18 protein-coding genes, 3 tRNA genes and 2 pseudogenes are annotated in these 25,736 nt (G+C 70.1%); 10 read left to right on the forward strand and 13 right to left on the reverse strand.

Annotated features, from left to right (window positions below; genetic code table 11):
- Window positions 1–127: 127 nt before the first annotated feature.
- Together hemN and NRY95_13085 are read right to left on the reverse strand one after the other, a co-directional pair.
- Window positions 128–1,534 carry an oxygen-independent coproporphyrinogen III oxidase gene (hemN, locus tag NRY95_13080; GenBank protein UYC14676.1) on the reverse strand — a complete coding sequence of 469 codons (1,407 nt, stop codon included), beginning with the start codon at window positions 1,532–1,534 and terminating at the stop codon, window positions 128–130.
- 71 nt (window positions 1,535–1,605) lie between these two features.
- Window positions 1,606–2,040: a group III truncated hemoglobin gene (locus NRY95_13085; protein UYC14677.1), complete on the reverse strand. Its 435-nt coding sequence runs from the start codon at window positions 2,038–2,040 to the stop codon at window positions 1,606–1,608.
- 227 nt (window positions 2,041–2,267) lie between these two features.
- On the opposite strand from NRY95_13085, the gene NRY95_13090 reads away from it, so the two are divergent.
- From NRY95_13090 to NRY95_13110, 5 genes are all read left to right on the forward strand, one after another.
- Window positions 2,268–2,585 carry a hypothetical protein gene (locus NRY95_13090; GenBank protein ID UYC14678.1) on the forward strand — a complete coding sequence of 106 codons (318 nt, stop codon included), beginning with the start codon at window positions 2,268–2,270 and terminating at the stop codon, window positions 2,583–2,585.
- Complete coding sequence (locus NRY95_13095) at window positions 2,582–3,727, forward strand: 4Fe-4S binding protein (protein ID UYC14679.1); 1,146 nt, start codon at window positions 2,582–2,584, stop codon at window positions 3,725–3,727. The genes NRY95_13090 and NRY95_13095 overlap by 4 nt, the downstream gene beginning before the upstream one ends.
- 294 nt (window positions 3,728–4,021) lie before the next feature.
- Window positions 4,022–4,097, forward strand: a tRNA-Gly gene (locus NRY95_13100).
- Between the two features lie 80 nt (window positions 4,098–4,177).
- Window positions 4,178–4,251, forward strand: a tRNA-Cys gene (locus NRY95_13105).
- Window positions 4,252–4,503: 252 nt separating this feature from the next.
- Window positions 4,504–5,733 carry a hypothetical protein gene (locus tag NRY95_13110; GenBank protein ID UYC14680.1) on the forward strand — a complete coding sequence of 410 codons (1,230 nt, stop codon included), beginning with the start codon at window positions 4,504–4,506 and terminating at the stop codon, window positions 5,731–5,733.
- A gap of 191 nt (window positions 5,734–5,924) precedes the next feature.
- Here the strand turns inward: NRY95_13110 and NRY95_13115 are convergent, their stop codons facing one another.
- Together NRY95_13115 and NRY95_13120 are read right to left on the reverse strand one after the other, a co-directional pair.
- Complete coding sequence (locus tag NRY95_13115; GenBank protein UYC14681.1) at window positions 5,925–7,352, reverse strand: hypothetical protein; 1,428 nt, start codon at window positions 7,350–7,352, stop codon at window positions 5,925–5,927.
- Window positions 7,353–7,780: 428 nt separating this feature from the next.
- Window positions 7,781–8,605 carry a glycosyl hydrolase family 18 protein gene (locus tag NRY95_13120; protein ID UYC14682.1) on the reverse strand — a complete coding sequence of 275 codons (825 nt, stop codon included), beginning with the start codon at window positions 8,603–8,605 and terminating at the stop codon, window positions 7,781–7,783.
- 689 nt (window positions 8,606–9,294) lie between these two features.
- Here NRY95_13120 and NRY95_13125 point away from each other — a divergent pair.
- Window positions 9,295–10,644 (forward strand): annotated as a pseudogene (locus tag NRY95_13125) (NAD(P)-binding domain-containing protein).
- 61 nt (window positions 10,645–10,705) lie between these two features.
- A complete protein-coding gene (locus tag NRY95_13130; GenBank protein UYC14683.1) occupies window positions 10,706–11,596 on the forward strand; it encodes an SDR family oxidoreductase in 891 nt (296 codons plus the stop codon).
- A gap of 64 nt (window positions 11,597–11,660) precedes the next feature.
- Here the strand turns inward: NRY95_13130 and NRY95_13135 are convergent.
- The 3 genes and pseudogenes from NRY95_13135 to NRY95_13145 all read right to left on the reverse strand — a co-directional run bounded on the left by NRY95_13135 (window position 11,661) and on the right by NRY95_13145 (window position 15,014).
- Window positions 11,661–12,663: pseudogene (locus NRY95_13135) on the reverse strand (AraC family transcriptional regulator).
- Between the two features lie 282 nt (window positions 12,664–12,945).
- Window positions 12,946–13,338 (reverse strand): hypothetical protein, encoded by a 393-nt coding sequence (locus NRY95_13140; protein UYC14684.1) that lies wholly within the window; start codon window positions 13,336–13,338, stop codon window positions 12,946–12,948.
- Between the two features lie 212 nt (window positions 13,339–13,550).
- Complete coding sequence (locus tag NRY95_13145) at window positions 13,551–15,014, reverse strand: TolC family protein (protein ID UYC18585.1); 1,464 nt, start codon at window positions 15,012–15,014, stop codon at window positions 13,551–13,553.
- An 86-nt stretch (window positions 15,015–15,100) separates the two neighbouring features.
- On the opposite strand from NRY95_13145, the gene NRY95_13150 reads away from it, so the two are divergent.
- The 3 genes from NRY95_13150 to NRY95_13160 all read left to right on the forward strand — a co-directional run bounded on the left by NRY95_13150 (window position 15,101) and on the right by NRY95_13160 (window position 19,961).
- Window positions 15,101–15,718 (forward strand): TetR/AcrR family transcriptional regulator, encoded by a 618-nt coding sequence (locus NRY95_13150; GenBank protein ID UYC14685.1) that lies wholly within the window; start codon window positions 15,101–15,103, stop codon window positions 15,716–15,718.
- Between the two features lie 74 nt (window positions 15,719–15,792).
- A complete protein-coding gene (locus tag NRY95_13155) occupies window positions 15,793–16,899 on the forward strand; it encodes an efflux RND transporter periplasmic adaptor subunit (protein ID UYC14686.1) in 1,107 nt (368 codons plus the stop codon).
- Entirely contained in the window at window positions 16,896–19,961 is a 3,066-nt protein-coding gene (locus NRY95_13160; GenBank protein UYC14687.1) for an efflux RND transporter permease subunit, read from the forward strand. Before NRY95_13155 ends, NRY95_13160 begins: the two co-directional genes overlap by 4 nt.
- Before the next feature lie 434 nt (window positions 19,962–20,395).
- On the opposite strand, the gene NRY95_13165 is transcribed toward NRY95_13160, so the two are convergent.
- The 6 genes from NRY95_13165 to kdsB form a co-directional block, all read right to left on the reverse strand.
- A tRNA-Gly gene (locus tag NRY95_13165) sits at window positions 20,396–20,471 on the reverse strand.
- Window positions 20,472–20,507: 36 nt separating this feature from the next.
- Window positions 20,508–21,143: a CDP-diacylglycerol--glycerol-3-phosphate 3-phosphatidyltransferase gene (gene pgsA, locus NRY95_13170; protein ID UYC14688.1), complete on the reverse strand. Its 636-nt coding sequence runs from the start codon at window positions 21,141–21,143 to the stop codon at window positions 20,508–20,510.
- 9 nt (window positions 21,144–21,152) lie between these two features.
- A complete protein-coding gene (gene uvrC / locus NRY95_13175) occupies window positions 21,153–23,012 on the reverse strand; it encodes an excinuclease ABC subunit UvrC (GenBank protein ID UYC14689.1) in 1,860 nt (619 codons plus the stop codon).
- Window positions 23,009–24,430, reverse strand: coding sequence for a hypothetical protein (locus tag NRY95_13180; GenBank protein UYC14690.1), 1,422 nt, complete (start codon window positions 24,428–24,430; stop codon window positions 23,009–23,011). Before NRY95_13180 ends, uvrC begins: the two co-directional genes overlap by 4 nt.
- A complete protein-coding gene (locus NRY95_13185; protein UYC14691.1) occupies window positions 24,427–24,915 on the reverse strand; it encodes a low molecular weight phosphotyrosine protein phosphatase in 489 nt (162 codons plus the stop codon). The genes NRY95_13180 and NRY95_13185 overlap by 4 nt, the downstream gene beginning before the upstream one ends.
- Entirely contained in the window at window positions 24,912–25,697 is a 786-nt protein-coding gene (gene kdsB, locus NRY95_13190) for a 3-deoxy-manno-octulosonate cytidylyltransferase (protein UYC14692.1), read from the reverse strand. Before kdsB ends, NRY95_13185 begins: the two co-directional genes overlap by 4 nt.
- Between the last annotated feature and the right edge of the window lie 39 nt (window positions 25,698–25,736).

Below are 25,736 nucleotides of genomic sequence, written 5' to 3' on the forward strand. Positions count from 1 at the left end.
CCGCTTGTGAACCGCGGCGCGGGCAGCAGGCTCCTGCGCGGCCGCCGAAAAGAACCCCGGCGTCGCCGCCACGACGGCGCCGGGGATGCCATTCGGCAACGGTGAACCTGGTGACTCCGCGCGGCGCTCAGATCGCCCGCGAATAGCGCGCCGGTTGCGCCGGCTGGCGCAGATAGCGGTCGAAGCACATCGCGATCAGGCGCAACAGCGGGCGCCCGCGCGCGGTGGCCTGGATCGTGCCGTCGCGGTAGTCGGCCAGGCCGTCGGCGCACAGCGGCGCCAGCGCCTGCAGCTCCTCGTCGAAATAGCTGGCGAAGTCGATGCCATGGCGCTGCGCCAGCGCCGCCACATCGGCGCGGCCCTGGCACATCAGCTGCTGGATCAGCTCCGCGCGCAGCGCATCGTCGGCGCTGAGCTGCAGGCCGCGCAGCACCGGGCTGTCGCCGGCGTCCACCGCCGCCTCCCAGGCCGGCAGTTCGCGCTGGTTCTGGCTGTAGCTGTCGCCGATGCGACTGATCGCGCTGACGCCCAGGCCGAGCAGGTCGGTATCGGCATGCGTGGTGTAGCCCATGAAATTGCGGTGCAGCCCGCCCTGGCGCTGCGCGCGCGCCAGGTCTTCGTGCGGCAACGCGAAATGGTCCATGCCGATGTACTGGTAGCCGGCCGCCGACAGCTTGCGCACCGCCAATCCGAGCAGCGCGAGCTTGTGCTCGGCGTCGGGCAGCTCCGCATCGGCGATGCGCCGCTGCGCCTTGAACAACTGCGGCATGTGCGCATAGCCGTAGACCGCCAGGCGGTCCGGGCGCGCCGCGATCACCGTGTCCAGGGTGCGCTCGAAGCCGGCCAGGGTCTGCCGCGGCAGGCCGTAGATCAGGTCCACGTTGACCGAACGCATGCCCTGCACGCGACAGGCGCGCAGGATGTCCAGCGTCTCGGCCACGCCCTGGCGGCGATTGATCGCCTGCTGCACCAGCGGATCGAAATCCTGGATGCCCAGGCTGGCGCGGTTGAACCCCAGCGCCGCCAGCGCGGCGATGTCCTGTGGCGTCACCGTGCGCGGGTCCAGTTCGATCGAGATGTCGCGATCCGGCGCCTCGCTGAAGCGGAACAGCGCGCGCAGGCCCTGCAGCAGCTCGCCGAGCAGGTCCGGCGCCAGGAAATTCGGCGTGCCGCCGCCCAGGTGCAACTGCACCACCTCGCGCTCGGTGTCCAGGCAGGCGGCCATCATCGCCGCCTCGCGCAGCACCCGCTGCACGTAGGCCCGGCCCTTGCCGGTGTCGCGGGTGATGACCCGGTTGCAGCCGCAGTAGAAACACGGGTTGCGGCAGAACGGCACGTGCACGTACAGCGACAGCGGCCGCGCCGGATCGCTGGCCTGCACCGCCGCGAACAGCTGCGCCGGGCCGAAGCCGGCCTGGAAATGCGGCGCGGTCGGATACGAGGTGTAGCGCGGGCCGGGACGGTCGTAGCGGCGCAGCAGCTCGGCGTCGAAGGTCCAGGTGGCGGCGGGATCGGAGGCGGTCAGGATGTCCATGGCGGCCAGCATGCGCGGCGCGGCGGCAGGCCGCTTTGACCTGGATCAATCCGCTGGATCGATCCGCTGCGTCACTCGACAGGCGACAACGGCGTCGCCGGCTCGAACGGCCGCCAGCTCATCTGGTGGCGGCGCCAGAAGGTGTCGGCGATGCGCGCGGCGATGTCGTCGGCCAACAGGCGCATCGGCGCATTGTCCAGTTCGGCGGTGGTGGCGCGGAACAGGCCCAGCCAGCGCTGGAACAGGACGTCGCTGAGTTCGCGCATGGCCATGTGCTTGGGCATCGGCGCGCCACGGAAGCGGCGGGTGCCGCGCAGCATCGCCGACCAGAAATCGCTCAGCTGCAGCAGGTGCGCGTCCCAGTCCTCGATATGCGCGGCGAACACCGCGGCCAGGTCGGCGTCGGCGCGCACGCGGCGGTAGAACGCGTCCACCAGCGCGCTCACTTCCTCTTCGCTGCACAGGTCCGGCCCGGGCAACGGCAACGCGGCGATGTGGTCATGCATGGCGGTGCTCCTGCTCGATGGCGCCAGTATCCGCCGCCGCCGCGGCCCGGCCTTGATCAGGATCAATGTCGCCACGCGCGGCACTGCCTAGTCTGCATGGGCGGCATGCGCCTGCGCCGACGCCGACGGGGAGCGGCGGCGCGACCGCGTGTGGGCGGCGCCAGCCCATGCGTGGCACCACCCAGGCGCATGCCGCACCTCCCCTTCCGCGATGGAGCCCGCCCGTCATGACGCCCAGCGACGACCCCCTGCTCGATCCGCTCGATGCCGCCGCGCCGCGCCCGCTGGTGCAGCGGCTGGGCGTGATCCTGTGGCCCAGCTTCCTGGTCGCCGGCGCGATGAGCGTGCTGTTCTTCGCCCTGGTCGATCCGCTGGCGCTGCGCGACATCAGCTTCCCCGGCCGCCCGCTGAGCCGCGAACTCGGCTATACGCTGGGCTTCTTCATGTTCTGGCTGGCCACGCTGAGCTCCAGCGTGCTGACCGGATTCCTGCTGCGACCGCCGGCGCGCGCCGACGACGGCGCCGACGACGAGCTCTTGCCGTGACGCGAACGCCCCTGCCCCGCGCCATTGCCTCGCGCACGATCGCGCCGGGCGCGGACGCCGCCCGCTCCGCCGCGGCGGCGCCGCCGCGCAGCCGCTACGCGCGCCTGCGCCGCGGCAGCCTGTGGCTGCTGTTCGCCGCGTTCTACCTGCTGCCGTGGCTGCGCTGGGACGGCCGCCAGGCGCTGCGCTTCGACCTTCCGGCGCGGCGCCTGGACCTGTTCGGCCTGACCCTGTGGCCGCACGATGTCGGCTGGCTGCTGCTGGCGCTGTTCGCCGCAGCCGCCGCATTGATGGTGACGACCACCCTGGCCGGTCGCGTGTGGTGCGGCTTCGCTTGCCCGCAATCGGTCTGGAGCCATGCCTTCGCCTGGCTGGAACGGCGCTTCGCCGCGTGGCCGGCGGCCGCGCGGCATGTGGTCTGGGCGACGCTGGCGCTGTGGACCGGGATCAGCTTCGTCGGCTACTTCGCGCCGATCGCCGACCTGGTGGCGCGGCTGCGGCCGTTCGCCTGGAGCGGCTGGGAAAGCTTCTGGGTGCTGTTCTACGCCCTGGCCACCTGGGGCAATGCCGGCTTCCTGCGCAGCCAGGTGTGCCGCTACCTGTGCCCCTATGCGCGGCTGCAGCCGCTGCTGTGCGACCGCGACACGCCGCTGATCGGCTACGACGCGATGCGCGGCGAACCGCGCGGCGCGCGCGCCTGCGGCCAGGGCAGCATCGCCCAGCGCGGGCGGCGCCTGCTCGACGCCGGCACCGCCCGCGACTATGCGCTGCGCGCCAGCATCGCCCGGCTCGCCGGCCAGGGCGGCCAGCGCGGCGACGCGCTGGCCACCTACGCCGGCACCCTGCCCAAGTTCACCGACGCGCAACTCGGCGACTGCGTGGACTGCGGCGCCTGCGTGGACGCCTGCCCCGCGCGCATCGACCTGCGCAACGGCCCGCACTACGCCTGCACCGCCTGCGGCGCCTGCATGGACGCCTGCGACCGCAGCATGGACCGCCACGGCTTCGCCCACGGCCTGCTGCGCCGGGCCGGCGCCAACGCGATCGAGCGCCAGCCGCGGCGCCGGCTGCGGCCGCGGCTGCTGGCCGGCGCCGCCCTGCTGCTGGCGGCGCTGCTGGCGGCGTTGCTCGCCGCCGGCTGAGCGGCGCGGACCGCTGGCGCGGCACCGGCGAGGGCGCTCACTGCGCACCGTACCCTCACCCCAACCCCTCTGCCGATGGGAGAGGGCTTCACTGTTCCCGTCGGCATGCTTGTGCGGCAAAGCAGTAAGGATCCTGGTGACGACGCTCTGCGAATGGGCGCAGAAAGCCGCCGCTGCCGATGCCATGCGCATGCCCATTGCCGTGCGTTTCCCGTCCGCGACCGGCACCGCAGGATTTTTTTGCCAGGAGGCTGGCGCAAGCCGTGAGAGGCCTGTAGAATGGCTTGCTCCCAAGCGGGAATAGCTCAGTTGGTAGAGCGCAACCTTGCCAAGGTTGAGGTCGCGAGTTCGAGTCTCGTTTCCCGCTCCAGATTCAGACAGAGCCCCGTCAGCGGGGCTTTGTTTTGTCGGACACCGTTTCCCACGGTTTCGGCTAGAATTCAGTCCACCGGCCTGGTGGCAGAGTGGTTATGCAGCGGACTGCAAATCCGCGTACGCCGGTTCAATTCCGACCCAGGCCTCCATCTACGATTCCGACGCCCGGCAGATCCACGATCTGCCGGGCGTTTGCGTATGGGCCGCGGCGTGCCGCCCCGCTCGCCGCGGCCGCGCCGGATCGGCAGCGCCGTGGCGCCGGCGGGACTGGAATCTCCACCACAGCGACTCGCCCGCCGACGTAGACAAGTGCGCGATGGCGCGCATGCGGCGACCCATCGGCGCCATCTGCGCCGTCGCGGGTTCTAGCATCGCAACGACATCCACACCGAGGCATCGCCATGAATCGATGGACACGCTGCAGCGGCGCACTGCTGCTATGCCTGGCCGCAACCAGCGCCGCGCAGGCGCAATCCTGCCGGCTGCAGACGCAGACGCTGAACTTGCCGCTGGTGTCCGGCAACATGCCGAAATACGCCTACCAGGTGCGGGTGCAGGTCGGCACCCCGGCCTCGGCGAATGCCGCCGCCGGCCAGGTGCTGGAAGTGGACACCGGCTCCACCGGCGTGGTGGTGCCGCTCGGCGCGGCGATCCAGCAGGCCTGGGACGCCTCGACCACGCCCGGCTACATCTTCTATTCCAGCGACAGCAAGTACCACCCCGGCAAGTACGTGCAGGTGCCGATGCGACTCGGCGTCTCCGCCGACGGCAAGAGTGCGGCGGCGCGCATCGACTCGATCGAAGTGCTGGCCGCGCAATGCACCTGCGACGTCGTTGCGACCACCTCGGCGGCAGCGCTGGGCCAGGTACCGGACAATTGTCCGGCCTACAACGGCAGCCTCGCCCTGGGCAGCGGCGGCAAGCAGATGCTGCGCAACTGCCAGACGATCTCGCCCGGCTTCGGCATGATGGGCGTGGGCCACGACCGCGGCGTCAAGGCGGCGCGCAATCCGTTTCTCAACCTCGTGCAGATGCGCGCAGGCAGCATGAGCCCGGGCTACATCGTCAGCGCGTCCGGCATCACCCTGGGCGTCAGCGAGCAGGCGCTGCACGGCTTTGCGCTGATCCCGCTGCAGCGCACCGCGGCGAGCGCCACCGTCAACGGCGACTGGCAGGCGCCGAACGCATGCGCGCGCTTCCCCGATAGCGGCAGCGACTATCAGGTGTGCGGCAAGTTGCTGCCGGATACCGGCATCGGCTACATGATGCTGACCCCGACCGCGCAGCCGCCGGTCCCCGCCAAGCTGCAGCAGAAGCTCGGTACCGCGGCGAAGTCCGCGTCCGCGGCATCCGGCAACGCCGCCGGCGCCACGGCGGCCACCGCGCTGGTGGTCCCCGCACAGACGCCGATGACGCTCGACATCGGCCCCGCCGGCCAACCGGTCTTCAGTTACCGATTCACCGTCGGCGGCAACGCGCCGGCGACACCGGACAGCGTGCAATGGCGCGGACCGCTGAAGACGCCGCCGGCGCACATCAACAGCGGCCGCCACGTGCTCGCCGCGGCGGACTATGCCTACGATGCGGCCTGCGGACGGGCGGGTTTCCGCGAGGTCACGGCGACGCCCTGACGCGGCGGCCACACACGGGGCTGCGAGAGGGCTGCCGGTAGCCTTGGGGCCATCGGTCGCGATGGGTTCAAGGGGAATGCCCGTCGCGACTGAAGTCGCTCCCACAAGTGGCATCGTCGGCGCGGATGGCATCCATCGAACGACAGCGCTGGATCGAATCGCGTCGGTTCTGCAGCGCCACCGACGTGAGCTCAGCGGCGGCGCAGCAGAAACAGGCCGATGCGGATCGCGGCCAACGCCTTGTTCCATTTGCTGGGCAGCACGACCTTGCCGAAGCGATCCCGGTCGATGTCGCCGGCAAGGTGCTCAAGCAGGCGACGGAAGCTGTCGACCTGGCGGATCAGGACATCGATGTCGACGAGGTCGCCCACGCATTCCGCGAGCAGGTATTCGGGACCGGTAACCAGCGCGACAGCGGGAATTGCGCGCTGGAACAGCGGTTCGCCTTCGCCGAAGTGCAGCAACGCGCCCGGCTTGACCGGGGTCGCCGCGCCGGCCGAGGCGCCGCTCCACAACCTGCGGGTGAGCCGGGCGAGTTCGGGCGTCGTGGCGTAGAGCAATTCGGGTTCGAGCGTACCGTCGGGCGCGTAGCGGCCAGTGCCGGGATCCACGTGGAAGCGCTTCGCGCCCAGGTGTTCGATGGCCAGGCCGGCCGCCGCGGTATAACCGCCGGATGCGCCGGCCCACAGCTCGGGATGGGCCTGTAGCCAGGCGCTGGTGGCCTGGCCATGCGCGGTCACGGCGGGCATGCGCAGGTGGCCGGCCGTGTACACGAACACGATGCTGCGCGCATGCGGCGCCGCGACCGCGTCGCGTGCCAGCGCGAGCAGTCCGATGTGGCCGTTCTCCTCGACCGCGTTGCCGCCGTCGCTGTGGGTGACCACCAGCACCGACTCGTTGGCGCGAGGACCGGTTCCCGGCGACACGGCCCAGACCGTGTCCATGCGCGCATTCGCGGTCCTGTTCGCGGCCAGGATCAGCGTGACCTGCTCGCCGCGTGCGGCGGCGGCGAGCAACTGGACGCGTTCGCTTTCGGGAACCCAGACGGCCGGCAGGCCCTGATAGCCGCGGGTGAACGGCAGGTACTGATCGGCAGCCGCCGCATCCGCCAGGCCTCGCCAGACCGCGATCACGCCTAGCACTCCCGCCTTCTTCGCCTTGGCCAGATCGGTGCCGGCGAGTTCGGAACTGATGATCGGATTGGCGACCCGGTCGAAGGGCAGCGGTCCGTCCCAGGCGTCGATCAGCAGCGACGCCGGCGCGGCGACATGCGCCACCTCGATCACCGCGATCTTGCCGGCGGCCGCTCGCCAGCGCTTGCGCCGCCCGCGCAGCAGGATCAGCGGCGCGGTGATTCCGTCGCGCGATGTCTCGCCGGAATAAGGCCAGGCCGACGCGATCGCGATGCGGCGCGCGCCCGCCTGCAGCGCCAGCGCGTCCCGATCGACGTCCCAGCGTTCGAAGGTGTGCGGGTCGCGCTTCACCTCGAGGCCGAGCTCGGCCAGCTGCATCGCCACCCGGTCGATCAACGCGTTGTGGGCCTCGGTGCCGGAGGCGCGCGGCCCCAACTCGGCCAGGTAGCGGATCTGGTCCGCGTATGCGTCGCGACGGGTGCTCACTTGCCGGTTCTTCTTTCTCGTCCTGGGGCTCTGGTCGTCGCGGTGGGCGGCGGCGTTGCAGCAGCTCGCGCCCGCCTTCGCCCCCAGCCCATCGCTCGCGCATCGCTGCAAGGCGGGTTGCGCCGTGCGCGCGCCAGACGAAGCTGTGCGCCGTGCAGGCTGCGCCACTGGAGTATATCCAGCGGCGCATGCGCTTCGTGTGCGTCTGCACGCGTGGCCGCGCGGACGCAGCGCATCGCCACGCATGCGCCTTGCGCCTGCGGTGCGTTGCGTTGCGCTGGCAGCGACAGGAACATATCGCTGCGGGAATGTCGCTTTTCGCAAGAGACGCCGATTGGGCTCGGCCAGCGGTGGCGACGGGCGCAGTCGGCAAGGCCCGTCGCACCGCGGTCGCTGCAACACCTTGCGAACGCGGAAGGAAAGGCGCGCTAATCCGCCGGGTGCGCGCCGCCGGACGACGGATGGACGGTGTCGTAGATGGTCTTCGCCCCGGTGAAGGTCGGGTCCACGTCCTCTTCCTGGCCGTCCTGCCCGTGGTCGTTGTCGAGCCTCCAGCTGAACATGCCGCGCAAGCCGTTCTGCAGCGCGTAGCTGGTCCAGGCGGCAGTGTCTTCGAGCGAGGTCTGCACGCCGCCGTTCTCGGTCGCCACCCCGCCCATCAGGATGTCGGCGCGCACCCCGGCCTGGATCCATACCTGTGCATCCTGCGGCGTGCCCAGCGACGAATAGTCCTGCAGTTCGGCGGCATCGACGTACTGGTTGAACGCGGCCACCGCGCCATCGCCGTAGAGCCCGACCGGACCGTCGCCCGGCCACGGCACCGACACCGCGATGCCGAGTCCGGCCGCCTTGAAGCTCGGGCCGAGCTGCGACAGCAGTTCCACCACCGAGGGCATGCCGTCGCCTTCGGCGTCGATGCTGATGCCGTTGAGCCCTTGCTGCTGCAGATAGGCCACGATGTTGGCGGTGGAGCGATTGGCGTTGTCGCGGTTGTCCGCCACCGTCGCCGCCAAGCCGGTGTCGCCGAGCCCGGCATAGACCAGCGCGGCCGGCGCCTGCGCCTTGAGCTGGGCGAGGTTCTGCGCCGCGTACTGCGCATTGAGGTCAAGCGTGTAGCCGTTGCCGGTCTGGACGAATTCGCCGAAGGCCAGGTTGTAGCGGCTGGGATAGCCCAGCGGCACCTTGCCTTGCGCTAGATTGTCGGCACCGGTGCCGTTCCACGTGTCGTACCAGGTCGCGATCTCGAAGTTCATGGCTGCTCCTGCAGTGGCGGGGTGAGGGTGCGTAGTGCGTCGAGGGCGCCGGCATCCGCACATGCGATCGGCGCCGCGACCGCGTCGGCCGATGCCTCCGCCGCTCCTGCCCACGCCCGGCCGCTGCGGCTGCCAGCCGCCTGCCCTGCCGCCGGTCTGCGCGCGATGCGACGCCCCCGGCCGAACCTACAGCAGCTCGCCACGCACGCGGTCGACACTGCGCGGCTTCGGAACAGGCATCCCAGTCGCCGCGCCGGCGCCCGCGTTCGCCGGCGCGGACCTGCAGCGACACCGCCAAGCCGCGCTCGCCGGCGCCGGGTGGCAACGGCAGGGTCAGCGCCTGGCCCGCCTCGGCGGCGCCAACCGGCTTGCCGTCCAGCCGCGCCCGGTTCGGAACGCTGCCGCGGCCGACGCGCACGCGCCCGCCCTGGCGCTGCAGCGTCCGCTACGGCGTGAACAGGCAGCGGTACGGCCCATCGCCAGGCATGCTGGAATGTCGCCAGAACCATCGCACGCGCAGTCGGCCTGCTCCCGCCCGCCCCTTGGCGTCCACCGGAACAGACACCGCGCCAGCGCAGAAGCAGCGGCCGATTCAGCCACCTTCCTGGCCGAAACTGTCCGCTGGCGCAACCGCGCCGCTGCCTACATTCGCTGCATGCCGCGTGGCATCCACACAAGAAACACCGCACATGCAGACAAGCTCGCACTCGACCCAGGTGATCGACCGCTCCGACGCCACCTGCATCATCGGCGCCGGGCCCGGCGGGCTGAGCGCGGCGCGCGCTCAAGGCGCAGGGCCTGGACTACGATCAGTTCGAACGCCACAGCGACCTGGGCGGCCTGTGGGACACCCGCAACCCCGGTTCGCCGATCTACGCCTCCACCCACTTCATTTCCTCGCGCGACCTGTCGGCCTTCATCGGCCATCCGATGCCGCGCGACTATCCGGACTATCCGTCGCACCGGCAGATCCTGGCCTACCTGCACGGCTTTGCCGACAGCTTCGGCCTGCGCGACAGGATCCAGTTCGGCACGGCGGTACTGCAGATCCACAAGGACAGCGACGCGCGCTGGGTGGTGCAGCTGGCCGACGGCTCATGCAGGATCTACGGCGCCGTGGTCTGCGCCAGCGGCGTGAACTGGGATCCGAACATGCCGCAGCTGGCCGGCCAGTTCGACGGCGAGGTACGCCATTCGGTCAGCTACAAGCACGGCGACGAGTTCCACGGCCTGCGCGTACTGGTGCTGGGCGCCGGCAATCGGGGGCCGACATCGCCTGCGACGCCGCCATCCACGCGCAGCGTGCCTTCATCAGCGTGCGCCGCGGCTACCACTTCATCCCCAAGCACCTGATGGGCGTGCCGGTCGACCAGATCGCGGAAACCGGCCCGCACCTGCCGCTGTGGCTCGCCCGCCCCATTTTCGGCGGCCTGCTGCGCTTCATCAACGGCGACCTCACCCGCCTCGGCCTGCCCAGGCCCGACCACAAGCTGTTCGAGAGCCACCCGCTGCTCAACGCACAATTGCTGCACCACCTGCAGCACGGCAACATCACTGTGAAGCCCGACATCGAACGGCTGCAGGGCCGGCACGTGCTGTTCAAGGACGGCTCGCAGGAAGAGATCGATCTGGTGCTGTGCGCCACCGGCTACAAATGGAGCTGTCCGTATGCGACGCAGTACTTCGCCTGGAGCGGCGGACGGCCGCAGATGTACCTGTCGATGTTCAACCGGACCCACCGCAACCTGTTCGGCATCGGCTACCTGGAGACCAACTCCAGCGCCTACAAGCTGTTCGACACCCAGGCGCACATGATCGCCTCGTACCTGAAGGCGCAACGCACCGCTCCGGAGAGCGCCCGCCGCTTCGACGGCATCATCCGCAGCGACACGCCCGACCTCTTCGGCGGCATCCAGTTCGTGCAGTCGCAACGCCATGCCGTCTACATCGAGGCGCATGCGTTCAAGGCCTATCTGCGCAAGCTGCGCCGGCGCATGGGCTGGGGCGAACTGAGCGAGCGCATGTACGACCATCTCAGGACGCGGCCAGGGCATGGCGGCGCCACGCCCGCAGGCGCCTGCCGCAACAGCGAGGTAGCGCATGGCTGATCGCGCCGATCTCGCGGGCTGGAACGCGCTGGTCACCGGCGGCGCCGGCGGGTTGGGCCGGGCGATCGCCGCGCGGCTGATCCAGCGCGGCGTGCGCTGCCTGTTGGTGGACATCGACGCCGACGCCCTGGAGCGCGCCGTGCGCGCCCTGGGGCCGATGGCCACGCCGCACCTGGCCGACCTGACCGATCCCGCCGCGCGGCAAGCGCTGGTGCAGCGCGTGCACACGCACTGCGGCCGGCTGGACCTGCTGGTCAACAACGCCGGCATCGTCGGCACCACGCCGTTCGAGCAGCGCAGCCAGGATTCGATCCGCGGCGAGCTGGAACTCAACCTGATGGCGCCGCTGCTGCTCACCCACAGCCTGCTGCCGTTGCTGCACTGCGCCGGCGACGGGCGGGTGGTGAGCATCGTGTCGCTGGGCGGGATGTTCCCGCTGCCCGAATCCACCGTGTACTCGGCCAGCAAGTTCGGCCTGCGCGGCGCCATGCTGTGCCTGGGGCTGGATGGCGCGCGGCTGGGGGTGCGGTTCTCGATCGTGAATCCTTCCGCCACCGAGACGCCCATGCTGATGCGCGAGGCCATCCACGGCGGCAACAAGCTGCAATTCATGGACCCGCCGCAGACGCCCGACGCGGTGGCGCTGCAGGTGCTGCGCTGCCTGGACGCGCCATGCCTGGAACGCTTCGTGCGCAGCAGCGAATCGTGGAGCGTGCGCCTGGCCATGCTGTCGCCCAACCTGCTGGTGCGCGCGTTGCCGTGGTTCAGGCGCAGCGCCGAACGCGGGCACCAGCGCTACCAGGCCTCGCTGGTGCAGCGCGGCCTGGTACGCCAGCGCGAGGGCGAGTGGGAACTGGTGTCCGACGCCAGCCACCGCACGTGAACGCGACCGGGCCCGGACGCGCGGCGCTTGCCGCGCACTGCGCTTGGACACGGCGGCCACGCGCTCAACCGCCGTTGCGAAATGCCTTCGGAGAGGTTCCCGACCAGCGCTGGAACGCCCGCCGGAAGGTCCGCGCGTCGGCATAGCCCACCGCCTGCGCCACGTCGGCAACACGCATGCCGGAGTTCTTCAGCAGGTCCTGCGCGCGTTCGTACAGCGCGGCGTCGCGCAACGCGCGGTAACCCACCGATTGCGCGCCCAGCCGGCGCCGCAGGGTGCGCTCGCTGAGGTTGGCCTGCCGTGCCAGTTCGGGCTGGCGCGGCGGCGCCTCGGCGCCGGCGCAGGCGCAGGCGCATGGCGATGGACTCGATCAGGTCGTTGCGTGCGGCGGAGCGCTGGATCAGCGTGTTGAGCTGCTGCCGCAGCAGCCCGCAGGTGATGCGGTCGTAGCCGGGCAGCCGCGTCGCCAGCCACTTCGCGTCCAGGCTCATCCTGTTCCTGCCGGTGTCGAAGCGCACCGGGCAACGGAAGAAGTGCGCATACGCCTGCGCCTGCGCCGGCTTGGCGAAGGCGAACTCCACGCAGCGCGGCCTGATCTCGGGGCCGACCATGCAGCGGCTGACATTGAGCGCGCTGGCGAACGCTTCCTCGATCAGGTACGGCTCGATCTCCAGGTCGAACACATGCGGCATGAGCTCGATCGCGACCTCGCGTCCCTGCTGCTCGAAGCGGTGGTGCATCATCGCGCCCGCTTCGTTCTGGTGCGCAAGGCCATAGCCGATGGCCTCGCCGAAGGTCTCGCAGGTCAGCATGGCGAGCCCCGCCAGTCCCCAGGACACCGGGGTTTGCCGCATGCCGGCCGCCAGTCCCATGGAAGCGTCGCCGAGCAAGGCCCTGGCCCGCAGGATCAGCGAGCGGACCTGGTGATAGGACAGCAGCAGGTCGCGGTCGTGCAGGTCCTGGTAGGTGAACCCGAGTCCCCTGCACAGCCGCTCCGGGGGCAGTGCGCGATCCTTGACCAGGCCCAGCATGGACCGCACCGCATTGGGAACGATGTTGGCGGTCCGATGCGATTCGGACAGGGCGAAGCGCTTCTTGGACGCAGCAGCGGGATGCGGGGATGCCATCGTTCTTTGCACCGAAGAGGACGTCATGCTGCGACCGGCCGGAACCGAACCGCCGGTGCACGTCCTAGAGTAGCGTGCCGCCGACACGCGGCATGTCCGGCGCAGAACGCTCGTCTCGGCAGTCCATGGCCAGCGCCCAGGACCAGGCGCGGCGGCTGACCGGCACGCGGCGACCGGCGTCCGGGCAACGGCGCACGGCAGCGCCGGCCCGCCACGCGCGGGTCATTCGCATTCGAAGGCCGCGTCCACGATCACGCGCTTGACGCTGTCGTTGCGTGCGGTGGCCGTGCAGGATCTCGCCGCGTCGCTGATGCGCTTGTAGATCTGCACCTTGCCGGCGGCGCCGTACTCGCAGACCGCGTAGGTTCCGTGCGGATCCGGGCGCTCGAATCTCCAGACGGACCGCGCGATCCCGGAGGCCGGCTCCTCGCTGTCGCTGTCCGGCACCAGCGAGGCCAGCTCGCGCGGATGTCCCGAGAACACGCCCATGGAGAAGAACGGCAGCGGCTGCCCGGCCTCGAAGGCCATCCCGGCGCCCTCCGGCAGATCCGGACTCTGCAGCACGGCGCCGGAGACGCGCAGCGTCTGCGGACACCGCAACGTCTCCTTGGCCAAGGCCGGCATGCCGAAAGACAGACAGGCCAGCAAGAACCACCACCGCGCAGCAGCCGAAACGCGCTTCGGAAACATGCGGACCCTCGATGCAATGGCTCGGCGGGCAGGAACAGAACGTGGCGACAGGCCCCCGAGCGGATACGACCGCGACAGGATACCGGTCTCGCACTTCGCCAGGCCGACGCACGCCGCGTTGCCTGCTCGCATCTGGATCAGCGCGTCGCCATCGCTGCGGGCGCCACCGGTTCCCAGCCACCGCCCAGCGCCTTGAACGCAGCCACGGCCGCGCGCGCCGATTCGGTCTGCGCCTGCGCCCTCGCATCGGACGCCTGCAGGAGAGAATCGTCGGCCTGCAGCACGTCGATCAGGCTGGCGGCGCCACGTTGATACGCCACGAACGAGGACGCCCTGGCGCGGGACAGCGCGGCCTCCCCCTGCGTCAAGCTGGCGGCCTGCTGCCTACGGTTGAGCAGTGCCGAGAAGGCGGTTTCGACGTCCTCGGTCGCACGCAGCACGGCCTGGCGGTAGGCCGCCAATGCCTCGGCATCCTGGCCCTTCGCGAGCCCGATCTGCGCGTTGATGCGGCCGAAGTCGAAAAGACGCCAGCGCAATCCCAGAATGCCTGCCGATTGGCTCGCGCCACTGGTGAAAAGGTTGCCGCTGGAGACCGCCGTGGCGCTTCCCAGCATCCCGCTCAGGGAGAACTTGGGGTAGTACTCGGCGATCGCCTCGCCGATCCTGGCGTTGGTCGCCGCGAGCCGCCGTTCCGCAACGATGAGGTCGGGGCGTCGCTGCAACAGCTCGGCCGGGGAGCCCATCGCCGCGATCCGCGGCGTCGCCGGAATCGGTGCGACGGCTTCGAGGTCGGCCCGATGCGTCCCCGGCGGGACGCCCAGCACCACGTCGAGCGCGTTCATGGCGGCGTCCAGGCCCATCTGCAGCACCGGAACGGTCGCCTGCACCCGTGCCAGCGCCCCTTCGGTCTGCCGCAGCTGATACTCGGCGGCCAGGCCCTTGCCGTACAGCAGCTGGACTTTCGCCAGCAGGTCCTGCTGGGTCTTGACCTGCCGCTGGGCGATATCCAGGCGGGCCTGCAACCCGCGGATGGCGATGTAGATGTCCGCCGTCTGTGCGGCCACGGCCAACCGCGTCGCCATGGCGCCGGCTTGCGAGGCCTGGTAGTCGGCCAGCGCGGCCTGCCGGCCACGCCGCAGTCCGCCGAACACATCCACTTCCCAGCCCGCCTCGAGGTCGGCCTCGTAGGCATTCCCCCAGCGATCGTATCCGGGCGTGCTGGCGAGCACCTGGCCCAGCGGGGTCTCCAGCGACTGGCGAGCGCGGGCGGCCGAAGCGCTGACCGCTCCCGACGGGAGCAGGGCCGCGTTGGCCGCACCGAGCCCGGCGCGTGCCTGGGCGACGCGGGCGCCCGCCTGCGCCAGGTCCAGGTTCTGCGCCAGCGCCAACGACACCAGGCGCGTCAGCAGCGGATCGTCGAAGCCTTGCCACCATGCCGCCAGTTCGGCCGCTGGCGGGCTCTCGCCTTGCCCAGGCTGCGCGTGCCCGATGTAGTGGCTGGGGAGCGGCGCGTCGGGCCGGCGGTAGTGGGGGCCGACCGCGCAGCCGGCCATCACGCTGGCGCAAAGCAGCGAAAGAACAAGAGAGCGACGGGGCAGCATGATGATCCTGGAAGGCCATTCGATGTGACCATAGTACAAAATGGTCACTCGTTGTCAATCCACACCCTGCGCGCTAAGCTGCGGCGATGACCAAGACACCTTCTCCCGCGCCCCAGCTCAGGGGGCCTTCGGATCATGATGTGCGAGACCAGATCGTCGAGGCGGCGACCGAATACTTCGGCCTCTACGGTTACGAGAAGACGACCGTCTCCGACCTGGCGAAAGCGATCGGTTTTTCCAAGGCGTACATCTACAAGTTCTTCGACTCCAAGCAGGCGATCGGCGAGGTCATCTGCTCCAATCGGCTCAGCGCGATCATGGCCGCCGTCGACCAGGCGGTCGTCGGCGTCGCTTCCGCGCCCGAGCGCCTGCGGCGCGTGTTCAAGGCATTGGTGGAGGCTGGCAGCGAGCTGTTTTTCGACGACCGCAAGCTCTACGACATCGCCAGAACCTCGGCCGCCGAATCCTGGCCCTCCGCGCGCGCCTACGAAGAGCACATCAAGGCACTCGTCCTGCAGATCGTGCGCGACGGCCGCGAAGCCGGTGAATTCGAGCGCAAGACCCCGCTGGACGAGACCGCCAGCGCCATCTACCTGGTCATGCGCCCGTTCATCAATCCGCTGTTGCTGCAGCACAACCTGGACAACGCCGCCGAGGCGACGACCCAGTTGTCCAACCTGATCTTGCGCAGCCTGTCGCCGTGAACTTTGTATGTGACTATTGACTAAATTGGTCACAAGAATAGAATGGGCGCCCTATCCCGTCAGGAAGGGTTCCCATGCTTCGGCGCCAGCTCGTCCCCTATGCCCTTTGCCTCTTGCCGCTTTCCCTGGCGGCATGCGGCGACACACACACCTCCGACCCGCGCACGGAGGCGCCACGGGTCAGGATCGGCGCCGTCCAGGGCGGCGCCGCCGCGCCGCGCTCGTTCACCGGGGTCGTCGCCGCCCGGGTCCAGAGCGATCTGGCGTTTCGCGTGCCGGGCAAGGTGCTGGAGCGCCTCGTCGATACCGGGCAGAGCGTCAGGCGCGGCCAAGCGCTCATGCGCATGGACCCGATCGACCTGGGCCTGCAGGCGCGGGCGCAGCAGGAAACCGTAGCCGCCGCCCGCGCGCGCGCCGCGCAGACCGCCGACGATGAGGCGCGCTACCGCGGCCTGGTCGCCGAAGGGGCGGTTTCTGCGTCCGCCTACGATCAGATCAAGGCCTCGGCCGACGCGGCGCGGGCGCAACTCAAGGCGGCCGAGGCGCAAGCCGACGTCGCCAGGAACGCATCGAGCTATGCCGTCCTGCTTGCCGACGCCGATGGCGTGGTCGTGGAGACGCTGGCCGAGCCGGGGCAAGTGGTCGGCGCCGGGCAACCGGTGGTGCGCCTGGCGCGGGCCGGCCAGCGCGAAGCCATCGTGCAACTACCCGAGACGCTGCGGCCGGCCGCGGGCTCGTCGGCCCAGGCCAGGCTGTACGGCGATCGCCAGGCCGCCATGCCGGCGACCTTGCGCCAGCTGTCCGATGCGGCCGACCGGGCCACCCGCACCTACGAGGCGAGGTACGTGCTCGAAGGCGCCTTGGCCCGGGCACCGCTGGGCGCCACCGTCACCGTCGAGATTCCACCCGACACGGATTCCACCGCTTCGCTGCAGGTGCCGATCGGCGCCGTGTTCGATCCGGGCAAGGGCCCGGGCGTGTGGACCGTCGAGGGCAAGCCGGCAAAAGCCGTCTGGCGTTCCGTCCAGGTGCTCGGCCTGAGCGACGACGTGGCGCAGGTGAAGGGCAATCTCAAGGTCGGCGACCAGGTGGTCTCGCTGGGCGCGCATCTGCTTCGCGAAGGCCAGATCGTCAGGCCGATCGGCCAGGGCCAGGCGCTGGCCGGCGGAGCGCGGCCATGAGCGAGGGGCGTTTCAACCTGTCGGCGCTCGCAGTACGCGAGCGTTCGATCACGCTGTTCCTGATCTTCCTGATCTCCGTGGCCGGCGTTCTGGCGTTCTTCCAGCTCGGCCGCGCGGAAGATCCTCCGTTCACGATCAAGCAGATGACGGTGGTCACCGCATGGCCGGGCGCAACCGCGCAGGAGATGCAGGACCAGGTCACCGAACCGCTGGAAAAGCGCATGCAGGAACTGCGCTGGTACGACCGCACGGAAACCTACACGCGCCCCGGCCTGGCGTTCACGATGATTTCCCTGCGCGACAGCACCCCGCCTGCGCAGGTCCAGGAAGAGTTCTATCAGGCCCGCAAGAAGCTCGGCGACGAGGCCAAGAAGCTGCCGGCCGGGGTCATCGGCCCCATGGTCAACGACGAGTATGCGGACGTGACCTTCGCGCTGTTCGCGCTCAAGGCCAAGGGCGAACCGCAGCGGCTGCTGGTGCGCGACGCCGAGGCGCTGCGCCAGCAACTGCTGCACGTGCCGGGCGTGAAGAAGGTCAACATCATCGGCGAGCAGCCCGAGCGCATCTTCGTCGCGTTCTCCCACGACCGCCTGGCCACGCTGGGCGTCGCGCCGCAGGACATCTTCGCCGCGCTCAACGGCCAGAACGTACTGACCCCCGCCGGCTCCATCGAGACCAGGGGGCCGCAGGTCTTCCTGCGCGTCGATGGCGCGTTCGACAGCCTGGAGAAGATCCGGCGCACCCCGATCGTCGCGCAGGGACGCACGCTGAAGCTGTCGGACGTGGCGACCGTGGAGCGCGGCTACGAGGACCCCGCCACCTTCCTGGTGCGCAACAACGGCGAACCGGCGCTGCTGCTGGGCGTGGTGATGCGCGACGACTGGAACGGTCTGGATCTGGGCAAGGCGCTGGAGGCGGAAGTGACCAAGGTCAACGCCGGGCTGCCGCTGGGCATGACGCTGAGCAAGGTGACCGACCAGGCCGTCAACATCGGTTCTGCGGTCGACGAGTTCATGGTCAAGTTCTTCGTCGCCCTGCTCGTGGTGATGGTGGTGTGCTTCGTCAGCATGGGCTGGCGTGTCGGCGTCGTGGTCGCGGCGGCGGTGCCGCTGACGCTGGCGGCGGTGTTCGTGGTCATGGCCGCGAGCGGCAAGAACTTCGACCGCATCACGCTCGGTTCGCTGATCCTGGCGCTGGGCCTGCTGGTGGACGACGCCATCATCGCCATCGAAATGATGGTGGTGAAGATGGAGGAAGGCTACAGCCGCGTCGCCGCCTCGGCCTATGCGTGGAGCCATACGGCGGCGCCCATGCTGTCCGGCACGCTGGTCACCGCCATCGGCTTCATGCCCAACGGATTCGCGCGCTCCACGGCCGGCGAGTACACCAGCAACATGTTCTGGATCGTCGGCATCGCCCTGATCGCGTCCTGGGTCGTCGCGGTGGCATTCACCCCTTACCTCGGCGTGAAACTGCTGCCGGACATCAAGCAGGTCGAGGGCGGCCACGCGGCCATCTACGACACCCGCCACTACCACCGCTTCCGGCGGGTGCTCGGGCGCGTCATCGCGCGCAAATGGCTGGTCGCCGGCGCGGTGGTGGGACTGTTCGCGCTGTCCATCGTCGGCATGGGGCTGGTCAACAAGCAGTTCTTCCCGACCTCCGACCGGCCGGAAGTGCTGGTCGAGGTGCAGATGCCCTACGGCACCTCGATCGCGCAGACCAGCGCGGCGACGGCGAAGGTCGAAGCCTGGCTGGCCAGGCAGAAGGAGGCGCGGATCGTGACCGCGTACATCGGCCAGGGCGCGCCACGCTTCTTCCTGGCGATGGCGCCCGAACTGCCCGATCCGTCGTTCGCCAAGATCGTGGTGCTCGCGGGCGACGACAAGCAGCGCGAAGCGCTCAAGTTCAGGCTGCGCCGGGCCGTGGCCGACGGCCTGGTGCCCGAGGCGCAGGTGCGCGCCACCCAGATCGTGTTCGGCCCGCCGTCGCCGTTTCCGGTGGCCTACCGGGTCATGGGACCCGACCCGGACACGCTGCGCAGGATCGCAGACGACGTCGCCGGCGTCATGCATGCCAGCCCGATGATGCGCACGGTCAACACGGACTGGGGGCCGCGCGTCCCCACCCTGCGCTTCACCCTCGACCAGGACCGGCTCCAGGCGGTGGGCCTGACCTCCAGCTCGGTGGCGTCGCAGCTGCAGTTCCTGCTGAGCGGCGTGCCGCTGACCGAGGTGCGCGAGGACATCCGTTCGGTGCAGGTGCTGGGCCGCGCGGCCGGCGAGATCCGCTTCGATCCCGCGAAGATCGCCGGCTTCACCCTGGTCGGCGCGGCAGGACAGCGCATTCCGCTGTCGCAGGTCGGCAGCGTCGACGTGCGCATGGAGGATCCCATCCTGCGGCGCCGCGATCGCACGCCGACCATCACGGTCCGCGGCGACATCGCCGAAGGGCTGCAGCCGCCGAACGTTTCCACCGCCGTCATGGACCAGCTGCAGCCGATCATCGACACGCTTCCTTCCGGCTACCGGATCGAACAGGCGGGTTCGATCGAAGAATCCGGCAAGGCCACCAAGGCGATGCTGCCGCTGTTCCCGATCATGATCGCGCTCACCCTGCTCATCATCATCCTGCAGGTGCGTTCGATCGCGGCCATGGTCATGGTGTTCGCCACCAGTCCGCTCGGCCTGATCGGTGTCGCGCCGACGCTGCTCGTCTTCCAGCAGCCCTTCGGCATCAACGCCCTGGTCGGCCTGATCGCGCTGTCGGGCATCCTGATGCGCAATACGCTGATCCTGATCGGGCAGATCCACCACAACGAACAGGAAGGACTGAGCCCGTTCGATGCGGTCGTCGAAGCCACCGTGCAGCGGGCGCGGCCGGTGATCCTGACGGCGCTGGCCGCGATCCTGGCGTTCATCCCGCTGACCCATTCGGTGTTCTGGGGCACCCTCGCCTACACGCTGATCGGCGGCACCTTCGCCGGGACGATCCTGACCCTAGTGTTCCTGCCGGCCATGTATTCCATCTGGTTCCGGATCAGGCCGGAGCCGGCTCGCTGAGCGGCGGCCTGCCGATCTCCCGACAAGCAACTGCCACGTCCACCTGCAACGTTGTCCCGGTGACCGGCATGTCGTGCGGCACCGGCCGCGCCGCCGCGGCGAGCTTCGCCGCGCGCGGCGGCCGCGTCTTCGGCAGCGCACGCCGCGTGTCGGCGCGCAACCGAGACCGGATGTATGTGCACATCGTCGAAAGGCGGCGGCGCCCGTCAATGCCATCGAACTCTCCTTCGCAATGAGGAGAGAAGGAGCGACGTCGATGGGAGCGGCACGGCTAGAACCGGCCAACCCGGCACCCGGATTCCAGTACGAATCGATGTACCGAAAAATGCGTGTGTGGGGGTGGCTTTCAGCGAACCTCGCTGGATGCTCCACAGGCACAGACCACTGTGGGATCAGGAAGCGAAGACTTCATGGGAAGTCCGAAAATCAAGCGTTGGAGCGGGAAACGAGACTCGAACTCGCGACCTCAACCTTGGCAAGGTTGCGCTCTACCAACTGAGCTATTCCCGCTTGAGGCCGCGAATTCTACCGGGAACCGGCAGGCTGTCAACCGTTGCCTTCGATTTTTTTCGCATTCTTGTCCGCGACCGCGGCGCGCTCGTCGGCGCGCAGGCTCGGCCAGGCCGCATGCAGGTACTGGATGCCGGACAGCAGGGTCAGGATCGAGGCGATGGCCAGGGTCCAGTCGCCGATGTGGAAGATGAACAGTCCCATCCACACGCTCTCCGGCGGCGAACCGTCGGGCATCACCGAATACAGCAGGCACAGCAGTGCGACCATCTGCGCGGTGGTCTTGACCTTGCCGATCATCGCCACCCGCACCTTGGCGCGCTGGCCGATCTCGGCCATCCATTCGCGCAGCGCCGACACCGCGATCTCGCGGCCGACGATCACCGCCGCCCAGAACGCCATCCACGGCGTCGGGTGGCCCTGCACGATCAGGAACAGCGCCACCGCGACCATCAGCTTGTCGGCCACCGGATCCAGGAACGCGCCGAACGCGGAATACTGGTGGTAGCGCCGCGCCACCCAGCCGTCCAGCCAGTCGGTGAACGCGGCCAGGCCGAAGATCGCCGCCGAGGCGAAGTTGGTCCATGTATAGGGGAGATAGAACACCAGCACCAGCACCGGAATCATCACGATCCGCAGCAGCGTGAGCCAGGTGGGGATGGTCAACTTCATTGCGCTGCTCTACTCGCCTGCCGGATCGGGTACCGGCAGCCCATGCAGGTTAGCGTAGATTCGCGCAGCGAGCGCGTCGTTGATGCCCTCCACGCGCGCGATCTCCGCTTCGCCGGCGGCCTTGAGTCCGGCCAGTCCGCCGAAATGCTTCAACAGGCTGGCGCGGCGGCGCGGACCGATGCCGGGGATGTCCTCCAGCTTGCTGGTCATGCGCGCCTTCTGGCGCCGCCCGCGGTGGCCGGTGATCGCGAAACGGTGCGCCTCGTCACGTACCTGCTGAATGAACTGCAGCGCCGGCGAAGCGGCGCCGGGGCGCAGCTCGCGCCCGTCCGGCATCACCAGCGTTTCGTGGCCGGCGCGGCGCTCGGCGCCCTTGGCCACGCCGATCACCAGGATGCCGTCCACGCCCAGGTCGGCGAGCGCGGCATTGGCCTGCGCCAGCTGGCCGGCGCCGCCGTCGATCAGCAGCACGTCGGGCAGCACCGCATCGCCCTTGCCCTCGCCTTCCGCGGCGCGGCGGAAACGGCGCTCGATCGCCTGGCGCATCGCCGCGTAGTCGTCGCCCGGCTCGATGCCGCTGATGTTGTAGCGCCGGTACTGGCTGCGCACCGGGCCGCTGGCGTCGAACACCACGCACGAGGCCACGGTGGCCTCGCCCATGGTGTGGCTGATGTCGAAACACTCCGCACGCCGGACCGGCTCGGCCAGCCCCAGCATCTCGCGCAAGGCCTCGCTGCGCGCGTGCTGCGCGTTGCGGCTGGTCAGTTCGGTGGCCAGCGTGGCCTGCGCGTTGCGGCTGGCCAGTTCCAGGTAGCCGGCGCGCTCGCCGCGCACGTTCCAGCGCAGTTGCACCTTGCGCTCGGCGGCCGAGCCCAGCGCCGCTTCGATCAGTTCGGCATCGGCAATCTCGCGATCCAGCAAGATTTCGCGCGGCGGCGCGTGCTCGGCGTAGTACTGCGACACGAACGCGCCCAGCACCTCGGCAGCGCTGTCCTCGCCATTGGTCTTGGGGAAGAACGCGCGGGTGCCGAGGTTGCGGCCATCGCGGAACGCCAGCAGCAGCACGCAGGCATTGGCGCCCTGGGTGGCGCAGGCGAGCACGTCCAGGTCGGCGGCGCGGCCGTCCACGTACTGCCGGCTCTGCATGCTGCGCAGCGAGCCGAGCAGGTCGCGCAGGCGCGCGGCGCGTTCGAACTCCAGTTGCTCGCTGGCGGCCTGCATCGCCTGCACCAGCTCGTCGCCGAGCTGGTCGCTGCGGCCGTCCAGGAACAGCATGGCGCGGCGCACCGACTCGGCGTATTCGTCGGCCGCCACCAGCGTCACGCACGGCGCGCTGCAGCGGCCGATCTGGTATTGCAGGCACGGCCGCGAGCGGTTGCGGAACACGCTGTCCTCGCAGCTGCGCAGCTTGAACAGCTTGTGCATCAGGTTCAGCGTCTCGCGCACCGCAGTGACGCCGGGATACGGGCCGAAGTAGCGTCCGGGCAACGCGCGCGGGCCGCGGTGCAGCGCGATCCGCGGCCATTCCTCGCGGGTCAGCAGCACGTAGGGATAGCTCTTGTCGTCGCGCAGCGACACGTTGTAGCGCGGCGCCAGCGACTTGATCAGCTGGTTTTCCAGCAGCAGCGCCTCGCCCTCGCTGCGGGTCACGGTCACGTCCATGCGCGCGACCTGGGCCAGCATCGCCATGGTCCGCGCATTCTTCGGCGAGGCGCTGAAATAGCTGGACACGCGCTTGCGCAACGCGCCGGCCTTGCCGACGTAGAGCAAGGTGTCGTCGGCCGCGTACATGCGGTAGACGCCGGGTGCGGTACTGAGGTTGGCGGCGAAGGCCTTGCCGTCGAACGCGGGCAGTGCGGATGCGGTCATTCGCTGATCGGCACGTCGCTCAGTTCGCCGCTGGCGATGTCGTAGCGCAATACGGCATGGGCATCGGTCTCGGCGATCCACACCGCGCCCGCGCTCACCGCCAGCCCGGCCGGGCCATGCAGGCGCCGCGGCAGGGTGCAGGTCGACAGTTCGCCGCCGCCCAGGCGCAGGCTGCGCAGGCTGCCGTTGCCGCTGTCGGCGATCCACAGCAGCGGCGATTGCGGACTCAGCGCGATCGCCTGCGGGAACTGCAGGCGCGCGCGGCTGCGCGGGCCGTCCTCGTTGCCGAAGTCCCACGGCGCCTGGCCGCCGAGCAGGGTCTGCACCAGGTCGCCGCGCAGCTGCAGCGAGCGCACCGCCGAGCCCAGCGCATCGCACACGTACAGCGCCTGCTGCACCGCGGCCAGGCTGCACGGCTGCGCGAACGCAGCCAGGTGGCCGCTGCCGTCGCGCAATTCCAGCGCACCGGCGCCGGCACGCCAGCGCAGGCTGCGGTTGCCGAGTTCGTAACTCCAGATGCGGTTGTCGCCGGCCATCGCGATATGCACCTGGTTGTCGGCCACCACCACGTCCTGCGGGTGGTTCAACGGCGCCTGCTGCGCGTGCTGCACCGGCCCTTCGACCGGCTCGCCGGCGCGGCCGTTGCCGCACAGGGTGTCGACGTGGCCGCTGAGCAGGTTGATCCGGCGCAACGCGTGGTTGCCGGTATCGGCGACGTACAGCACGCCGCGTTCCAGCGCCAGTCCGCGCGGCCGGTGGAACGCGGCCTCGCCGATGCCGCCGTCGATGAAATCGGCGGTGCCCAGCCCGAACTGGCGCAGCACGCGGCCGCCGCTGGTGCATTCGAGAATGCGGTGGTGGCCGCTGTCGGCGACATACAGGCGATCGTCGGCGACCGCCAGGCCGACCGGGAAGCGCAGCGGCAGGCGCGGCTCGGGCTGGGTCTCGCGCGCATCGCGCAGCTCCTCGTCCAGCGGCAGCGATTGCCCGGCGCACAGCGCGTTGAGCGCCTTTTCCAGATCGGCGCCGCCGATCCCGACCAGGCGCTCACGCTCGTAGCCGCCGGCATCGAGCAGCACCAGGGTCGGCCAGGCCTGCACATCGAAACGCTGCCAGGCGGCCCAGTCGGCGTCGAGCAGGATCGGCGCCGACACGCCCTGGCTGCGCAGCAGCTTCAGCGCCCGCTGCGGTTCGCGCTCGCTGTCGAAGCGCGGCACCTGCACCACGATCAGCTGCAGGCGCCCGGGGTTGCGCGCCTGCCACTGGCCGAGTTCGGCCAGGCGCTGCGCGCACCATGCCGAGGCGGCGTTGACGAAGGCCAGCACCAGCGCCCGGCCCTGCTGCTCGCGCAGCGTGGTCGGCGCGGCATTGAGCCAGAGGCCGGGCTGCGGCAGTTCCAGGGCGGCGATCGAGTTCATCGGCCGATTATGCCGGAGCCGCTGTCGGCGGACAGTCGTGCCACGCTGCCGGCGGCGGCCGCATTTACCAGTTGCCAGACCTCCTCGAATTGCGCGCTGCCGCCGGTGTAGGGGTCGGGGATCTCGCGGGGGCCGTCCAGGCCGGCCCAGGGCAGCCACAGCGCCACCCGCTCCCGCGCATCGGCCGGCGCGCGTTGGCGCACATCGCGCAGGTTGGCCGCATCGGCGCACAGGATCCAGTCGAACGCGGCGAAGTCGGCCGCCTGCAGTTGCCGCGCGCGCAGTCCGGCGATGTCCACGCCATGGCCGCGGGCGCAGGCGATCGCGCGCCGGTCCGGCGGCTCGCCGCTGTGCCAGGCGCCGGTGCCGGCCGAATCCACCTGCACCCGCGCAGCCAGCGGCGAGCGCTGCAGGTGATCGCGCAGCGCGCCTTCGGCCATCGGCGAACGGCAGATGTTGCCCAGGCAGACCAGCAACAGCTTCATGCCAGCCCCCGCAGGTGCGCCTCGGCGCGGGCCAGGTCCTCGGGCGTGTCGACCCCGGGCGGGAACGGCGCCGGCGACAGCGCCACCGCGATGCGGAAGCCGGCTTCCAGCACCCGCAGCTGCTCCAGCGCCTCCACCTGTTCCAGCCCACCTGGCGGCATCGCCGCGAAGCGGCGCAGGAAGCCGGCGCGGTAGGCATAGATGCCGATATGGCGCAGCCACGGACCCGGCGGCAGTTGCTCGCGCGAGGCGGCGAACGCGTCGCGGTGCCACGGGATCGGCGCGCGGCTGAAATACAGCGCATCGCCCTGCGCGCTGCGCACCAGCTTGACCACGTTCGGGTCGAACAGGCTCTCGGCGGATTCGACCGGCCTGCCCAGCGTCGCCATCTCCGCGCCGCTGGCGGCCAGCGTCTGCGCCACCGCGACGATGCCGGCGGCGGGCGCGAACGGCTCGTCGCCCTGCAGATTGACCACCAGGGTGGCGTCGTCCCAGCCGGCGATGTCGGCGCATTCGGCCAGGCGGTCGGTGCCGGAGACATGCGCCGCCGACGTCAGCGCGACATGCACCCCGTCCAGATCGGCCACCGCCGCGGCGATGCGCGGATCGTCCGCGGCCACCCAGACCTGCTGCGCGCCGGCGCCGAGCGCACGCCGCGCCACGTGCCGCACCAGCGGCTCGCCGCCGAGCAGGCGCAGCGGCTTGCCGGGCAGGCGCGAGGCGGCATAGCGCGCCGGGATGGCGACCACGAACGAAGGCGGCATGGCGTGCGCGGCACTCATGCCTTGCCCGCTCCGGTGGCGGTAGCTGAACGCTGGAAT

It is taken from the genome of Xanthomonas campestris pv. phormiicola (assembly GCA_025666215.1).
In the GTDB taxonomy this organism is placed as follows: domain Bacteria; phylum Pseudomonadota; class Gammaproteobacteria; order Xanthomonadales; family Xanthomonadaceae; genus Xanthomonas_A; species Xanthomonas_A campestris_A.

Bases quoted from the DNA above. Each gene is read 5' to 3' on its own strand.
- NRY95_13150 (UYC14685.1), top strand. From the start codon at position 15,101: ATGACCAAGACACCTTCTCCCGCGCCCCAGCTCAGGGGGCCTTCGGAT.
- NRY95_13180 (UYC14690.1), bottom strand. From the start codon at position 24,430: ATGAACTCGATCGCCGCCCTGGAACTGCCGCAGCCCGGCCTCTGGCTC.
- uvrC (UYC14689.1), bottom strand. From the start codon at position 23,012: ATGACCGCATCCGCACTGCCCGCGTTCGACGGCAAGGCCTTCGCCGCC.
- NRY95_13145 (UYC18585.1), bottom strand. From the start codon at position 15,014: ATGCTGCCCCGTCGCTCTCTTGTTCTTTCGCTGCTTTGCGCCAGCGTG.
- NRY95_13160 (UYC14687.1), top strand. From the start codon at position 16,896: ATGAGCGAGGGGCGTTTCAACCTGTCGGCGCTCGCAGTACGCGAGCGT.
- NRY95_13155 (UYC14686.1), top strand. From the start codon at position 15,793: ATGCTTCGGCGCCAGCTCGTCCCCTATGCCCTTTGCCTCTTGCCGCTT.
- kdsB (UYC14692.1), bottom strand. From the start codon at position 25,697: ATGAGTGCCGCGCACGCCATGCCGCCTTCGTTCGTGGTCGCCATCCCG.
- NRY95_13130 (UYC14683.1), top strand. From the start codon at position 10,706: ATGGCTGATCGCGCCGATCTCGCGGGCTGGAACGCGCTGGTCACCGGC.
- pgsA (UYC14688.1), bottom strand. From the start codon at position 21,143: ATGAAGTTGACCATCCCCACCTGGCTCACGCTGCTGCGGATCGTGATG.
- NRY95_13120 (UYC14682.1), bottom strand. From the start codon at position 8,605: ATGAACTTCGAGATCGCGACCTGGTACGACACGTGGAACGGCACCGGT.
- NRY95_13185 (UYC14691.1), bottom strand. From the start codon at position 24,915: ATGAAGCTGTTGCTGGTCTGCCTGGGCAACATCTGCCGTTCGCCGATG.
- NRY95_13085 (UYC14677.1), bottom strand. From the start codon at position 2,040: ATGCATGACCACATCGCCGCGTTGCCGTTGCCCGGGCCGGACCTGTGC.
- hemN (UYC14676.1), bottom strand. From the start codon at position 1,534: ATGGACATCCTGACCGCCTCCGATCCCGCCGCCACCTGGACCTTCGAC.
- NRY95_13110 (UYC14680.1), top strand. From the start codon at position 4,504: ATGAATCGATGGACACGCTGCAGCGGCGCACTGCTGCTATGCCTGGCC.
- NRY95_13090 (UYC14678.1), top strand. From the start codon at position 2,268: ATGACGCCCAGCGACGACCCCCTGCTCGATCCGCTCGATGCCGCCGCG.